At 70.2% G+C, this 12,646-nt stretch carries 15 protein-coding genes and 1 tRNA gene; 7 read left to right on the top strand and 9 right to left on the bottom strand.

The features are described from left to right. The 6 genes from C5F48_RS18270 to cysW all read left to right on the top strand — a co-directional run. On the top strand, window positions 1-387 hold a 387-nt coding region (locus tag C5F48_RS18270; RefSeq protein ID WP_146170640.1), incomplete at its 5' end, for an amino acid ABC transporter ATP-binding protein. Window positions 388-442: 55 nt separating this feature from the next. Beyond that, window positions 443-1,195 (top strand): YoaK family protein, encoded by a 753-nt coding sequence (locus tag C5F48_RS18275; RefSeq protein ID WP_107665272.1) that lies wholly within the window; start codon window positions 443-445, stop codon window positions 1,193-1,195. Window positions 1,196-1,404: 209 nt separating this feature from the next. Further along, entirely contained in the window at window positions 1,405-2,505 is a 1,101-nt protein-coding gene (locus C5F48_RS18280) for a sulfate/molybdate ABC transporter ATP-binding protein (protein ID WP_107665273.1), read from the top strand. Next, entirely contained in the window at window positions 2,502-3,503 is a 1,002-nt protein-coding gene (locus C5F48_RS18285) for a sulfate ABC transporter substrate-binding protein (protein WP_107665274.1), read from the top strand. Before C5F48_RS18280 ends, C5F48_RS18285 begins: the two co-directional genes overlap by 4 nt. Beyond that, window positions 3,500-4,348, top strand: a complete 849-nt coding sequence (gene cysT, locus C5F48_RS18290; protein ID WP_107665275.1) for a sulfate ABC transporter permease subunit CysT — start codon at window positions 3,500-3,502, stop codon at window positions 4,346-4,348. Before C5F48_RS18285 ends, cysT begins: the two co-directional genes overlap by 4 nt. After that, entirely contained in the window at window positions 4,345-5,154 is an 810-nt protein-coding gene (gene cysW / locus C5F48_RS18295) for a sulfate ABC transporter permease subunit CysW (RefSeq protein ID WP_107665276.1), read from the top strand. The genes cysT and cysW overlap by 4 nt, the downstream gene beginning before the upstream one ends. Before the next feature lie 14 nt (window positions 5,155-5,168). Here cysW and pepT read toward each other — a convergent pair whose 3' ends face one another. The 8 genes from pepT to C5F48_RS18335 form a co-directional block, all read right to left on the bottom strand. Further along, window positions 5,169-6,416, bottom strand: coding sequence for a peptidase T (gene pepT, locus C5F48_RS18300; RefSeq protein WP_107665277.1), 1,248 nt, complete (start codon window positions 6,414-6,416; stop codon window positions 5,169-5,171). A 49-nt stretch (window positions 6,417-6,465) separates the two neighbouring features. Continuing rightward, entirely contained in the window at window positions 6,466-6,906 is a 441-nt protein-coding gene (locus C5F48_RS18305; RefSeq protein ID WP_107665278.1) for a YqaA family protein, read from the bottom strand. Beyond that, window positions 6,907-7,548 carry a CDP-alcohol phosphatidyltransferase family protein gene (locus C5F48_RS18310; RefSeq protein ID WP_107665279.1) on the bottom strand — a complete coding sequence of 214 codons (642 nt, stop codon included), beginning with the start codon at window positions 7,546-7,548 and terminating at the stop codon, window positions 6,907-6,909. Between the two features lie 22 nt (window positions 7,549-7,570). Then, window positions 7,571-8,515, bottom strand: a complete 945-nt coding sequence (locus C5F48_RS18315) for a phosphatidate cytidylyltransferase (protein ID WP_107665280.1) — start codon at window positions 8,513-8,515, stop codon at window positions 7,571-7,573. Further along, window positions 8,512-9,174: a lysophospholipid acyltransferase family protein gene (locus C5F48_RS18320; RefSeq protein WP_245941507.1), complete on the bottom strand. Its 663-nt coding sequence runs from the start codon at window positions 9,172-9,174 to the stop codon at window positions 8,512-8,514. Before C5F48_RS18320 ends, C5F48_RS18315 begins: the two co-directional genes overlap by 4 nt. 58 nt (window positions 9,175-9,232) lie before the next feature. Next, complete coding sequence (locus tag C5F48_RS18325; protein ID WP_107665282.1) at window positions 9,233-10,528, bottom strand: glycerate kinase type-2 family protein; 1,296 nt, start codon at window positions 10,526-10,528, stop codon at window positions 9,233-9,235. A gap of 172 nt (window positions 10,529-10,700) precedes the next feature. Then, a tRNA-His gene (locus tag C5F48_RS18330) sits at window positions 10,701-10,777 on the bottom strand. A gap of 63 nt (window positions 10,778-10,840) precedes the next feature. Beyond that, window positions 10,841-11,332: a GNAT family N-acetyltransferase gene (locus C5F48_RS18335; RefSeq protein ID WP_107665283.1), complete on the bottom strand. Its 492-nt coding sequence runs from the start codon at window positions 11,330-11,332 to the stop codon at window positions 10,841-10,843. Between the two features lie 113 nt (window positions 11,333-11,445). Here C5F48_RS18335 and C5F48_RS18340 point away from each other — a divergent pair, with 113 nt between their 5' ends. Further along, a complete protein-coding gene (locus C5F48_RS18340; protein ID WP_107665284.1) occupies window positions 11,446-11,664 on the top strand; it encodes a DUF6324 family protein in 219 nt (72 codons plus the stop codon). On the opposite strand, the gene C5F48_RS18345 is transcribed toward C5F48_RS18340, so the two are convergent. Continuing rightward, the gene (locus C5F48_RS18345) at window positions 11,648-12,121 is read right to left on the bottom strand and encodes an MmcB family DNA repair protein (RefSeq protein ID WP_107665285.1); all 474 of its coding nucleotides are present in this window, start codon (window positions 12,119-12,121) and stop codon (window positions 11,648-11,650) included. The genes C5F48_RS18340 and C5F48_RS18345 overlap by 17 nt on opposite strands. Window positions 12,122-12,646: the final 525 nt, after the last annotated feature.

A 12,646-nucleotide genomic window follows, 5' to 3' on the forward strand; every position in this document is an offset into this window, starting at 1 on the left:
GATGCGATCCTCGCCGAGACCGGGCTGTCCGACAAGGCCGACAGCTATCCCGCGGCGCTGTCGGGTGGCCAGCAGCAGCGCGTCGGCATCGGCCGGGCGATGGCGCTGGACGCGGCGCTGATGCTGTTCGACGAACCGACCTCGGCGCTCGACCCCGAATGGGTGGGCGAGGTGCTGGACCTGATGCGGCGCGTGGCGGAGCGGCGGCAGACCATGCTGATCGTGACGCATGAGATGCAGTTCGCCCGCGAGATCGCCGACCGGGTGATCTTCATGGAGGGCGGCCGCATCGTCGAACAGGGCGCGCCGGCGCAGCTCTTCGACAGCCCGCAGGACGACCGCACCCGCAGCTTCCTGCGCCGGGTCACCGGCGCAGGCGCGCGCTGAGGCCTTGCGCCGCGCCGGCCCGAGCGGCTAAGCCGGGGGCAACCCCGGAGCCGCGATGAAGCCTGCCGCGAAGCACCGCCCTCTCAACGCCCTGCCCCGCCTGCTGGTCGGCCGCCACCGGTCCGCCGGCAGCGACCTCGCGCTGGCCACGGTGCTGGCGGCGATCGCCGGGGCGGCCAATGCCGGCGGCTTCTTCGCGCTGGGGCAATACACCTCGCACATGACCGGGCACCTGTCGCAGCTGGCCGACAACCTCGCGCTGCTGAACTGGATCGTGGTGCTGACCAGCCTCATGGCCATCGGCGCCTTCATCACCGGCGCGGCCTTCAGCACGGCGCTGATCAACTGGGCCCGGTCGCAGCACCGCCGCCGCCAATACGCCCTGCCGCTGGCGATCCAGGGGCTGCTGATGATCTGCTTCTCCTGGGGCGGGATCTTCTCCACCGCGCCGGGGCGGCTCTTCGCACTGGCCTGTCTCTGCTTCATCATGGGGATGCAGAACGCCACGATCACCAAGATCTCCGGCGCGCGCATCCGCACCACCCATGCCACCGGCATGATCACCGACATCGGCATCGAGCTCGGGCGAGGCGCCTTCGGTCTCGCCAGCGGCCGGGCGGAGCTGCGGTGGGACCGGCGGAAGCTGGCGATCCTGCTGCGGCTGGTGCTGGCCTTCCTGCTCGGCGGGCTGGTGGGGGCGCTCGGCTACGGGCAGTTCGGCTTCTTCTTCTCGCTGCCGCTGGCGGCGGCGCTGCTGGGCCTGTCGCTGCCGACGCTGCTGGCCCGGCGGCGCGGGGGCGGGACATGAGGTCGCGGCCGGCAGAAAAGAACATCGCCGAGGCCGCGGGAGGATTTCCCGAACCCTGTCGGGGTTTGCCCGGCAAGGGGTGAACATCGCGCCGGCTTCGCGGCCGATGCCGGAATATCGTTCCGCAGTCGGCCGCGCATCGCCGGGCCGGCGCGCTTGAATCCGGGCGCGGCAAGGGCTTACTGACGCTTCCCAGACAGGAATCAGACATGTCCATTTCCGTTCGCCAGATGGTCAAGCGCTTCGGCAGGACCGAGGTGCTGCGCGGCATCGACCTTACCGTGGAAAAGGGCGAGCTGGTGGCGCTGCTCGGCCCTTCGGGCTCGGGCAAGACCACGCTGCTGAAGATCCTCGCCGGGCTGGAATGGCCCGACAGCGGCGCGCTGGAGGTCGAGGGCCAGGACTGGCTGAAACTGGAGGCGCAGCAGCGCCGCACCGGCTTCGTCTTCCAGCATTACGCGCTGTTCCCGCATATGACGGTGCGCGACAACCTGGCCTTCGGCCTGACCGTGCGCCCCAAGGCCGAGCGGCCGTCGAAGGCGCAGATCGCCGACAAGGTCGCGGAACTCCTCGAGTTCCTGCAGATCACCCCGCTTGCCGACCGCTTTCCGGCGGCGCTCTCCGGTGGCCAGCGGCAGCGCGTGGCGCTGGGGCGGGCGCTGGCGATCGAGCCGAAGCTGCTGCTGCTCGACGAGCCCTTCGGCGCGCTCGACGCCTCGATCCGCCGCGACCTGCGCCGCTGGCTGCGCCAGGTGCATGAGGCGACCGGCTCCACCACCATCCTCGTCACCCATGACCAGGAGGAGGCCGCCGAACTGGCCGACCGCGTCGTGGTGATGGGCGAGGGCCGGATCGAGCAGATCGGCAGCGTCGACCACCTGCACGACTACCCGGCCAACCCCTTCGTCGCCCGCTTCACCGGCGCCACGGTGGAGCTGCCGGTGACGCTGCATGCCGGAAGGGCCGAGCGCGCCGGCTGGGATCTGACCCGGCTCGACCGCGTGGCCCTGCCCGATGGCGCGGCCACCCTGTTCCTGCGCCCGGCCGAGATCACCCCGGTCGCCGACCCCGCCGGCGGCTGCCGCGTCAGCGAAAGCGTCAGCACCGGCCGCAGCCTGCGCCTGCGCTTCGCCGATCCCGCCGGGGCCGAGGTCGAGGCCGAGATCCCGCGCGGCGGCCCGGCCACCGCCCGCCTCGTGCCCGGCGCCGCCGTCACCCTGCGTCCCGAAGCCGGACGCCTGTTTCCCGCAGCCCGCAGCGCCCAGGCGCCCGCGGCTGTCCCGACCCCGCTCAAGGAGAGAAGCCGATGAAGACGACCCTTCTGCACGGCGTGGCGCTGGCCTTCGGCCTCGCCGCAGCCAGCCCCGCCCTGGCGCAGGACAAGATCCTGAACGTCAGCTACGACATCGCCCGCGAGCTCTTCGAGGCGCTGAACCCGGTCTTCGCCGAACATTGGCAGGAGACCACCGGCCGCACGGTGACCATCGACCAGAGCCACGGCGGCTCGTCGCGCCAGGCCCGCGCCATCCTTGAAGGCCTGCCGGCGGATGTGGTGACCTTCAACCAGGAAACCGACGTAGACGTGCTGGCAGAGGGCGGCCTGCTGCCCGAGGACTGGCGCGCCAAGCTGCCGAACGGCGCCTCGCCCTATTACTCGCTGCCCGCCTTCCTCGTCCGCAAGGACAACCCCAAGGGCATCGAGGACTGGGACGATCTCGCCCGCGAGGATGTCGCGGCGGTCTTCCCCAATCCCAAGACCAGCGGCAATGCGCGCTACACCTATCTCGCCGCCTATGCCTATGCGCTGGACCAGAACGGCGGCAATGAGGAGGAGGCGCAGGCCTTCGTCAAGGCGATCTTCGACAACGTGCCGGTATTCGACACCGGCGGCCGCGCCGCGACCCAGACCTTCGCCGAGCGCGGCATCGGCGACGTGCTGGTGACCTTCGAGGCCGAGACCGGCGGCATCGCCCAGGCCTATGCCGACCAGGGCTTCGTGCGGGTCACCCCCTCGCTCAGCCTGTTCGCGGCCTTCCCGGCGGCGGTGGTGACCGAGGTGGCCGAGAAGAACGGCTCGACCGAGGTGGCCACGGCCTATCTCGAATGGCTCTACTCGCCCGAGGCGCAGGAGATCCTGGCGCAGAACTTCAACCGGGTGCATGACGCCGAGGTCGCCGCGAGACATGCCGCCGACTTCCCCGAGGTGCGGCTGGTGACGGTGGACGAGGTGTTCGGCGGCTGGGACGCGGTGCGCGAAGAGCACCTCGCAGATGGCGGCATCCTCGACCAGGTCTTCGTCAACAGATGACCGTCGCCGTCGCCAGAGTGCGGGCCAAGCGCGTGCTGCCGGGGTTCACCCTGAGCCTCGGCACCACGCTGGTCTATCTTGCGGTGATCGTGCTGATCCCGGTGGTCGCGCTTGTCCTGAAAGGGGCAGAGATCGGCCCCGCCGGGTTCTGGGCGATCATCTCCTCGCCCCGCGCCCTGGCGGCCTTCCGCGTGACCTTCACCGCGGCGGCCATCGCCACGCTGATCAATGCGCTCTACGGCCTGCTGATGGCCTGGGTGCTGGTGCGCTACGACTTCCCCGGCAAGCGGATCCTCGATGCGCTGATGGACATCCCCTTCGCCCTGCCGACCGCCGTCGCCGGCCTGTCGCTGACCGCGCTCTACGGCCCCACCGGCTGGTTCGGCGCGCCGCTCGAGGCGGGCGGCGTCAAGGTGGTCTACACCCTCGCCGGCATCGCGCTGGCCATGGCCTTCACCTCGATCCCCTTCGTGGTCCGCACCGTGCAGCCGGTGCTGGAAGACCTCGACCCGGCGATGGAGCAGGCGGCGCTGACGTTGGGGGCCAAGCCCTTCACCATCTTCCGCCGGGTGATCTTCCCCTCGATCCTGCCCGCTTGGCTGGCCGGCTGCACCATCGCGCTCGCCCGCTCGCTGGGCGAGTTCGGCGCGGTGGTCTTCATCGCCGGCAACCTGCCGTTCAACACCGAGATCGCGGCGCTGCTCGCCTTCATCCGGCTGGAGGAATACGACTACACCGGCGCCTCGGCCATTGCGCTGGCGCTCTTGCTGGCGGCGCTCGTGCTGCTCGCCGTGTCCAACCTCCTGCAATCATGGGCGATGCGCCACAAGGGAGCCGCGCGATGACCCACAGCCGCAATCCCCTCCTGCCGCGCCTGCTGATCGCGCTGGCCGTCGGGCTGACCCTGATCCTCGTGGTGGCCCCGCTGGCCTATATCTTCGCCCGCGCCCTGCAGGAGGGCTGGCGGGTCTATGCCCAGAACATCCTCGACCCGGCGACGCTGCACGCGATCTGGCTCACCACCCTCGTCGCGCTGATCGTGGTGCCGGTGAACCTCGTCTTCGGCATCGCCGCCGCCTGGGCCATCGCCAAGCACCGTTTTCCCGGCCGCGGCGTGCTGATGACGGTGATCGAGATCCCCTTCTCGATCTCGCCGATCATCGCCGGCATCTGCTACCTGCTGCTCTACGGCCGGCAGGGGCTGCTCGGCCCCTGGCTGGCCGAGCATGACCTGCAGGTGATGTTCGCCCTGCCCGGCATCGTGCTGGTGACGCTCTTCGTCACCGCGCCCTTCGTCGCCCGCGAGGTGCTGCCGCTGATGCAGGCGCAGGGATCGGAACAGGAGCAGGCGGCGGTGACGCTGGGCGCCTCGGGCTGGCAGATCTTCCGCCGGGTGACCCTGCCCAACATCCGCTGGGCGCTGCTCTACGGCGTGGTGCTCTGCACCGCCCGGGCGGTGGGCGAGTTCGGCGGCGTCTCGGTGGTCTCGGGCAACATCCGCGGCCAGACCAACACGCTGCCGCTGCATATCGAGCTGTTGTTCAACGACCTGAACACCTCGGGCGCCTTCGCCGCCGCCTCCACCCTCACCCTCTTGGCGCTGGTCGCCCTGGTGCTGAAGGCGCTGCTGGAGGGCCGTAAGGAGGGGTGAGGCAGGACGCCAGGCTAGGCGCCCGCCTTCCCCCGCACCATCCCCACCAGCCGCAGGCAGACCCGCGTCGCCGCCGCCATGTCCTGCACGCTGATCCATTCCAGCGGCCCGTGGATCTCCTGCATGCCGGTGAAGACGTTCGGCGTCGGCACGCCCATCTCGGTCAGCCGCGAGCCATCCGTGCCGCCGCGGATCGGCACCGAGACCGGCTCGATCCCCTCGGCGCGGCAGGCCTCGCGGGCGAGCTCGACCGGGGTCATGTCCTGCTCCAGCCAGTAGCGCATGTTGCGGTATTGCGGGCGGATCTCGCAGACCACCGTGGCGCGCGGCTCGGTCGCTTGCACCGCGTCGCAGACCTGTCGCAGCAGCGCGCCCTTGGCGGCCAGCCCCTCGCGCTCGAAGTCGCGCAGGATCAGCTTCACCGTTGCCTCCGCCGCCGTGCCGCCCATCTCGTAGACATGCAGGAAGCCGTCGCGGTCGTCGGTCGTCTCGGGCGTCATGGTCGCCTGCGGCAGCGTCGCCACCAGCTTCGCCGCCAGATGCAGCGCGTTCACCAGCTTGCCCTTGGCGATACCCGGATGCACCGAGACCCCGGTGATGGTCACCACCGCCCCGTCGGCCGAGAAGCTCTCGTATTCGATCTCGCCCACCCGGCCGCCGTCGAGCGTATAGGCGAAATCCGCCCCCAGATCCTCCGGCAGCCGCGGATCGACGCCGCGCCCGATCTCCTCGTCCGGGGTGAAGGCCAGTCGGATCGCGCCATGCGGCAGTTCGGGATGCGCCAGCAGATGCCGCGCCGCGGTCATCAGGATCGCCACCCCCGCCTTGTCATCGGCGCCGAGCAGCGTCGTGCCGCTGGCGGTGACGATATCATGCCCCAGCTTCTCGCCAAGATAGGGCGAGACCTCGGGCGACAGCACCAGCGCCGGCGCATCGGCAAAGCCGATCGGCCCGCCGTTGTAGCCGCGATGCACCACCGGCTTCACCCCGGCTGCGCGATAGGCGGGCGCGGTGTCGACATGCGCCAGCATCCCCACCACCGGCAGGCCCTCGACCGTGGCCGGGATCGTCGCCAGCACCGTGCCATATTCGGTGATCCGCACCTCCGCCGCGCCGATCCCGGTCAGCTCCTCGGCCAGAAGCCGCGCCATGTCGAGCTGGATCGCCGTGCTCGGCTGGCTGGCCGAGGTCTCGTCGCTCTGGCTGTCGAGGACGGTGTAGCGCAGCAGGCGCTCTTCGAGTTCGGCGGTGAAATCGGTCATTGGTGCCTCCGGGGTCTTTCCCCGATCAGCGCCGTTCACACCGCGAGTGTCAAGCCGACCAGCCCAGAAAGGCCAGTGCGATCAGCCCGTAGCGCGCGGCCTTGCCCAGCGTGACGAGGAGGAGGAACAGCCGCAGATCGGTGCGGAAGATGCCCGCGACCACGGTCAACGGGTCGCCCACCACCGGCACCCAGGCCAGCAGCAGCGTCGCCACCCCGAAACGCCGGTACCAGCCCTCGGCCCGCGCCAACGCCGCGGGCGAGACCGGAAACCAGCGCCGGTCGCGCACCGAGGCGATGCCGCGCCCGAGAAACCAGTTCACCGTGGAGCCCGCCACATTCCCCGCCGTCGCCACCAGCACCAGAAGCCAGGGTTCTCCCTGCCCTGCCGCCAGCAGCCCCAGCAGCGCCGCCTCAGACGAACCGGGCAGCAGCGTGGCCGAGGCCAGCGCGCTAAGGCACAAGAGCCCGTAGGCGGCGAGATCGCCCATTCAGCGCGCCCGCAGCTGCGCCAGCATCCGCTGCGCCCTGAGCAGTGCCGTCAGCGCCGTGCCGCCGACGATCAGCCAAAGCGCCAGTGCCAAGACATCGCCCTGCCCGCGCCACAAGGGCTCCAGCACCGCCAGCACGGCGGCCAGCGTCACCGCCGCCATGCGCTGCGGCTTGGCCATCGGGCCGGAATAATCGGCAGGCAGCCCGCAGGCGCGGCCCAGCTCGCGGACATAGGCCGTCAGCACCGCCAGCGCGCCCGCTGCCCAGCCGAGGGCAGGCAGACCCGCCGCCAGCCCGAGCCCGACGAGGATCAGAAGATCCGCCACCCGGTCGGGAAACTCGTTCCAGAAGGCACCATCCGCCGTCTGCCGCCCCGCCTCGATCGCCACCAGCCCGTCCATCAGGTTGCAGAGGAGCCGCAGCTGACACCCCAGCGCCGCCAGCAGCAGCAGCGCCACCCGCGCCGCGCCCTCGCTATGCGCCACGCCCCAGAAGGCCGCGCCCGCCAGCGCCGCCGCCGCCATGCTCGCCATCGAGATCTGGTTCGGCGTCACCGAGGTCGCCGCCAGCTTCCGCGTCAGCCAGCGCGCCCAGCCGGTGTCGCGGCTGGCAAGGGGACGGCGGTCGGTCTTGCCGGTCATTGCGGGGTCTCCATCCGGGGGGTCATGTCCACCAGTAGCGCGTCAGGTGATAGAAGATCGGCGCCGAGAAGATCACCGAATCCAGCCGGTCGATGAAGCCGCCATGCCCGGCGATCAGGTGGCCCCAGTCCTTCACCTTGCGGTCGCGCTTGATGGCCGACATCACCAGCCCGCCAAAGAACCCCATCAGCACGATGACCAACGACATCCCCGCCGCCTGCAACGCGGTGAAGGGCGTGAGCCACGAGAGCCCCGCCCCGATCAGCATGGCGCTCAAGGCGCCGCCCAGGAACCCCTCCCAGGTCTTCGAGGGCGAGAGCCGCGGCGCGATCCTGTGGCGGCCCAGGAGCTTGCCCCAGACATATTGCATCACGTCGCTGCCCTGCACCACGACGACGAGAAAGGCGATCAGCAGCACGTTGCGGCCCGCATAGCCCGGGATCTCCAGCCACAAGAGCGCCGGGACATGCGAGATGCAGAAGACGCAGACCATCAGCGCCCATTGCACCTCGGCGACCCGCACCAGATAGCGCTCGGTATCGCCCAGCACGGCGGCGAGGATCGGCATCAAGAGGAAGCCATAGACCGGGATGAAGATCGACCAGAGCCCGTACCAGCCGGTCCAGACCAGCCAGTATTGCAACGGGGTGATGAGGAAGAAGGCCACCACCAGCGCCCAGTGATCGCCGCGCCGCGTGTCGGTCAGCGTCACGAACTCGCGCAGCGCGGCAAAGGAGCAGAGCCCGAAGAGCAGCGTGACCCCGGTCTTGCCCGCCAAGAGTGCCACCGCCATCAGCGCGATCATCACCCACCACGCCTTGATCCTCGCGTTGAGGTTCTCGATCACCGCATTGCCGCCTTCGGGCGACAGCCGCCGCTCCAGCACGAAGCCGATGGCAGAGGCCAGCACCAGCACCAAGCCGAGCCCCGCCAGCAGCCAGGCCAGATCGCTGTGGGCCGAGGTCATGCGGTCTCTCCATGCTTGGGCGACAGCGCCAGCAGCGCCGCCTGCGCCCGGTCGACGAAGGCCTGCTTCGGCTCCTCCGGCTCCAGATGCAGCGGCGCGCCGAAGGTCACGGTGCAGATCAGCGGGATCGGGATGATCCCGCCCTTCGGCATCACCCGGTTCAGGTTGTCGATCCAGACCGGCACCAGATCGACCCCGGGCCTCGCCTTCGCCAGATGGTAGAGCCCGCTCTTGAACGGCAGCAGCGGCGCCTCGGTCATGTTGCGTGTGCCTTCGGGAAAGACGATCAGCGAGGCGCCCGCATCCAGCGCCAGGGCCATCTCGGTCACCGGATCGGCGCTGCGGGTGGCGGGGTTGCGGTCGATCAGCACCGCGTCGAAGAGCTCGCGCCCGATGAAGCGGCGCAGGCGCGAGGCCAGCCAGTAGTCCGCCCCGGCGACAGGCCGCGTCACCTGCCGCAGCCGGGGCGGCAGAACTGTCCAGATCAGGACGAAATCGCCGTGGCTGGCGTGATTGGCGAAATAAACCCGCTGCACCGGCTCCGGCGCGATGCCCTGGAAGATGCCGCGCACCGCGGTGATCGCATGGGCCAGAAGCACGATCGCGGCGCGCATCGCGCCCGCCGCCGCCCGTCGCATCCCGCCCGCAGGTCCCGGCATGGCCCCTCCCCCCTCGTCCGCCGAGATAGACCAGAGCCCGCAGCGCCGCGCAAGCGCCTCAGCCGGGCGACGCGATCAGCACTGCGCGGAAATCGTTGACATTGGTCAGCGTCGGCCCGGTGATCACCTGATCCCCCAGCGCCGCGAAGAAGCCATGCGCGTCATTCGCCGCAAGCGCCGCCGCCGGGTCGCGCCCCAGCGCCTGCGCGCGGGCGAGCGTTTCCGGCCCGATCACCGCCCCCGCCACCTCCGCCGCGCCATCCACCCCGTCGGTGTCGCAGGCAATCGCATGGATGCCCGCCGCGCCCTCCAGCGCCACGGCAAGCGCCAGGCAGAACTCCGCATTCGGCCCGCCCACCCCATCGCCGCGCCGCGTCACCGTCAGCTCGCCGCCCGACAGCAGCAGCACCGGCCGGTCGCCGGGTCGCAGTTCGGCCGCGATCCGCGAGGCCTCCGCCGCCTGCACCGCCGCCACCTCGCGCGCCTCGCCCTCCAAGGCATCGCCCAACAGCCGCACCTCGCAGCCCTCCGCCTCGGCCAGCGCCGCGGCGGCGGCCAGCGACTGCGCCGGGGCGGCATAGATCCGGTTCTCCACCCGCGCCAGCCGCGCATCGTCCGGCCGCACCACCCCGGTCGGCCGCGCCAGCGCCGCCTGCACCGAGTCGGGCGCCGCCACCTGCCAGCGTTCCAGCACCGCCCGCGCCTCCTCGGCCGTCGACGCATCGCCCACCGTCGGCCCCGAGCCGATGAAGGCCGGGTCATCCCCCGGCACGTCCGAGATCATCAGGCACAGCATCCGCGCCGGATGCGCCGCCGCCGCCAGTTGCCCGCCCTTCACGCGGCTCAGATGCTTGCGCAGCGTGTTCATCCGGTCGATCGGCGCGCCCGAGGCCAACAGCGCCGCGTTCACCGCCCGCTTCTCCTCCAGCGTCACGCCTTCAGCCGGCGCCACCAGCAGCGCCGAAGCCCCGCCCGAGATCAACGCCAGCACGAAATCCCCCTCGCCGAGGCTTTCCAGCAGCGCCAGCATCCGCGCCGTCGCCGCCTGCCCCGCCGCATCCGGCACCGGATGCGCCGCCTCGACGATCTCGATTCCTTGGCAAGGGCGGGCATAGCCGTAGCGGGTGATCACCAGCCCCTCGCAAGGCCCCCAGACCGCCTCCACCGCCTCGGCCATCCGGGCGCTGGCCTTGCCGGCGCCGATGACGACCACCCGGCCCGCCGGACGCTCCGGCAGGTGATCCGCCAGCGAGCGCATCGGGTCGGCCACCTCGACCGCCCGGTCGAAAAGCCGCCGCAACAGGCTCTCCGCCGCTTTGCCGCTGGTGCTGTCTGCTGCCGTGCTGCCGATCATCCGCTCATCCCGTCGCTGCGTCACGCCCTCGCGGGGCGCCGGGGGATTTGAGCAAGCCCGCGCGGCAATGGAAAGCCCGAAACGCGATTTCGCGCCATGCCGGGGATTCGCAGCGCAAAGCGACGCGCCCGCGCACAGCGGCGGCGGATTTGACCCAGCGATATCATGTAAATGGTACCGATGCCCCGGCTCGAACGGGGGACCCCTAGATCCACAATCTAGTGCTCTAACCAACTGAGCTACATCGGCACTTGAGGCGCGATTTACCGCCGCTTCCCCGGGATTGCAAGAGCATGATTTGCATGGGCTCGGCTAAAGCACGATCTCCCACTCCTGCTCCACCACCTCGCAGCCGAAGGCATGGGTCGGATGCGAGGTCACCAGCGTGAAGCCGACGGAGAGATAAAGCGCCGCGGCGGCGCGGTCGCTTGCATGGGTCCAGAGTTCCATCCGCCGGTAACCCTTCTCGCGGGCATAGGCCATGCAGGCCTGCAGGAGCTCGCGGCCGATCCCGCGGCCGCGCATGTCGGGATCGAGGAAGAACAGGCGGATCTTGGCGATCTCGTCAGTCAGCCGGACGCAAAAGATCGAGCCGATCCGCCGCCCGTCCTTCCAGGCGATGAAGGCGCGCTCCCGCGACGGGTCGCGGCTGCGGATGAAGCGCGCCAGCACATCGGCCACCAGCGCCTCGAAGCTGATGTCGAAGCCCTCCTCCGCGGCGTAGACCTCGGCATGGCGGGCGATGATCCAGCCCGCGTCGCCAATCGCCAGATCCCGCAGCTCGACCCCGGATGCGGTGCGCATGATGGCTCCCCCTGAGTCATCAGACGGCATTCCCGGCCACGGATCAAGTCAAGATGCCTTGCCACATGGCCCATTCGGCGCTACCCCGCCCCCACAGCCAGCGGAGACGGACCATGGGCATCGACAAGCAGAGCGACAGCGTGACCAACCTTCAGATCGGGCCGACCACGCTCGGGATGGTGCGGATCTATATCGAGGGCGACGGGATCGACATCCCGCTGGATTTCGAACCGGAAGAGGCCGAGGAGATCGCGGAAGAGCTGCGCGCCGCCGCCGAGCGCGCCCGCGCCATGGGAGCCGCGCCGGCCAAGGGGCCTAAGGGCCGAAAGTAAACCCGGGATCGCGCAGCCCGTGCAGGCGCGCGGCGGCATGGCGGGCAAAGCCATGCGTCAGCGCCTTGCGCCGCGCGGGCGGCAAGCGCCCCTCCGGCCCCATGCGCAGGATCTCGGCGTCATAGCTGTCGGCGATCATCAGCCCGGTGCCGTCCGGCAGGAGATCGGTCGGAAACTCGGCATCCACCGCCCAGAAGAAGCGGTCGCACCACTCCAGATACCCCTGCCACTTGCGGTCGGTCAGATAGTCGGTGCGGCTCGACTTGCACTCCACCACCCAGATCTCGCCGCGCGGCCCCAGCGCCATCACATCGACGCGCAGTCCCGGCGCGGGGACCAGTTCCAGCACGCTGACGAAATCATGCCCGCGCAGATGCCGGCACACCCCCCGCGCCAGCCGCTGACCGGGGGTGAGGCCCGCGATGCCATCGGGCGGAAGGGTCGGAGCGGGTTGCATGGGAAGATAATGAACGAAGGGTGAACGGATGTCCAGCCCGGCTCGCGCCCCGCGCCCGCGGCCGGAGGTGGTCAGCCGCTTCCGGCGCCGCGCCATCCAACCGCGGCGAAATACGGCGCGAAGGACGCCAGCCCCTTGCCCCGCCGGGCTTCGGCCCCTAGATTGAGCAGTGGCGGGTTCTGCCCCTCTCGTGTGAAGCCCTTTTCCAGTGGCCGATAAGCATCTCCGAGGGAGCTGGCTCTGTCAGGGTCCTGGCCCTGGTATCTGGCGACCAACCTGAACACTCAGGCTCTCGGGAAATTCACGCTTCCACGGCTGCCGCGGATCCCGCCACTTCCTCCCCCTCGCATTCTGGCGTCGCCCCTCCGGGGGTTCTCCGGCGCGCCGGTCTTCGCGCTTTGCATAAAAATGCGCCGGCCTTCGGGCGTGAAAAAAGGGGCGGTGGGTTCAACCGGTCAGCGCAACGGCTCGTTCGAAGGTATCAGCCGGCGTCTGGAAGCCAAGGGTTTTCCGTGGCCGCGTATT

The organism is Cereibacter changlensis JA139 (assembly GCF_003034985.1).
In the GTDB taxonomy this organism is placed as follows: Bacteria; Pseudomonadota; Alphaproteobacteria; order Rhodobacterales; family Rhodobacteraceae; genus Cereibacter; species Cereibacter changlensis.

What these genes read in the sequence shown, in the direction of transcription:
- C5F48_RS18320 (WP_245941507.1), bottom strand. Translation starts at nt 9,174, where the DNA reads ATGCCGGGACCTGCGGGCGGGATGCGACGGGCGGCGGCGGGCGCGATG.
- pepT (WP_107665277.1), bottom strand. Translation starts at nt 6,416, where the DNA reads ATGACCGATTTCACCGCCGAACTCGAAGAGCGCCTGCTGCGCTACACC.
- C5F48_RS18315 (WP_107665280.1), bottom strand. Translation starts at nt 8,515, where the DNA reads ATGACCTCGGCCCACAGCGATCTGGCCTGGCTGCTGGCGGGGCTCGGC.
- C5F48_RS18305 (WP_107665278.1), bottom strand. Translation starts at nt 6,906, where the DNA reads ATGGGCGATCTCGCCGCCTACGGGCTCTTGTGCCTTAGCGCGCTGGCC.
- C5F48_RS18345 (WP_107665285.1), bottom strand. Translation starts at nt 12,121, where the DNA reads ATGCAACCCGCTCCGACCCTTCCGCCCGATGGCATCGCGGGCCTCACC.
- C5F48_RS18310 (WP_107665279.1), bottom strand. Translation starts at nt 7,548, where the DNA reads ATGACCGGCAAGACCGACCGCCGTCCCCTTGCCAGCCGCGACACCGGC.
- C5F48_RS18335 (WP_107665283.1), bottom strand. Translation starts at nt 11,332, where the DNA reads ATGCGCACCGCATCCGGGGTCGAGCTGCGGGATCTGGCGATTGGCGAC.
- C5F48_RS18285 (WP_107665274.1), top strand. Translation starts at nt 2,502, where the DNA reads ATGAAGACGACCCTTCTGCACGGCGTGGCGCTGGCCTTCGGCCTCGCC.
- C5F48_RS18275 (WP_107665272.1), top strand. Translation starts at nt 443, where the DNA reads ATGAAGCCTGCCGCGAAGCACCGCCCTCTCAACGCCCTGCCCCGCCTG.
- cysW (WP_107665276.1), top strand. Translation starts at nt 4,345, where the DNA reads ATGACCCACAGCCGCAATCCCCTCCTGCCGCGCCTGCTGATCGCGCTG.
- C5F48_RS18280 (WP_107665273.1), top strand. Translation starts at nt 1,405, where the DNA reads ATGTCCATTTCCGTTCGCCAGATGGTCAAGCGCTTCGGCAGGACCGAG.
- C5F48_RS18340 (WP_107665284.1), top strand. Translation starts at nt 11,446, where the DNA reads ATGGGCATCGACAAGCAGAGCGACAGCGTGACCAACCTTCAGATCGGG.
- C5F48_RS18325 (WP_107665282.1), bottom strand. Translation starts at nt 10,528, where the DNA reads ATGATCGGCAGCACGGCAGCAGACAGCACCAGCGGCAAAGCGGCGGAG.
- cysT (WP_107665275.1), top strand. Translation starts at nt 3,500, where the DNA reads ATGACCGTCGCCGTCGCCAGAGTGCGGGCCAAGCGCGTGCTGCCGGGG.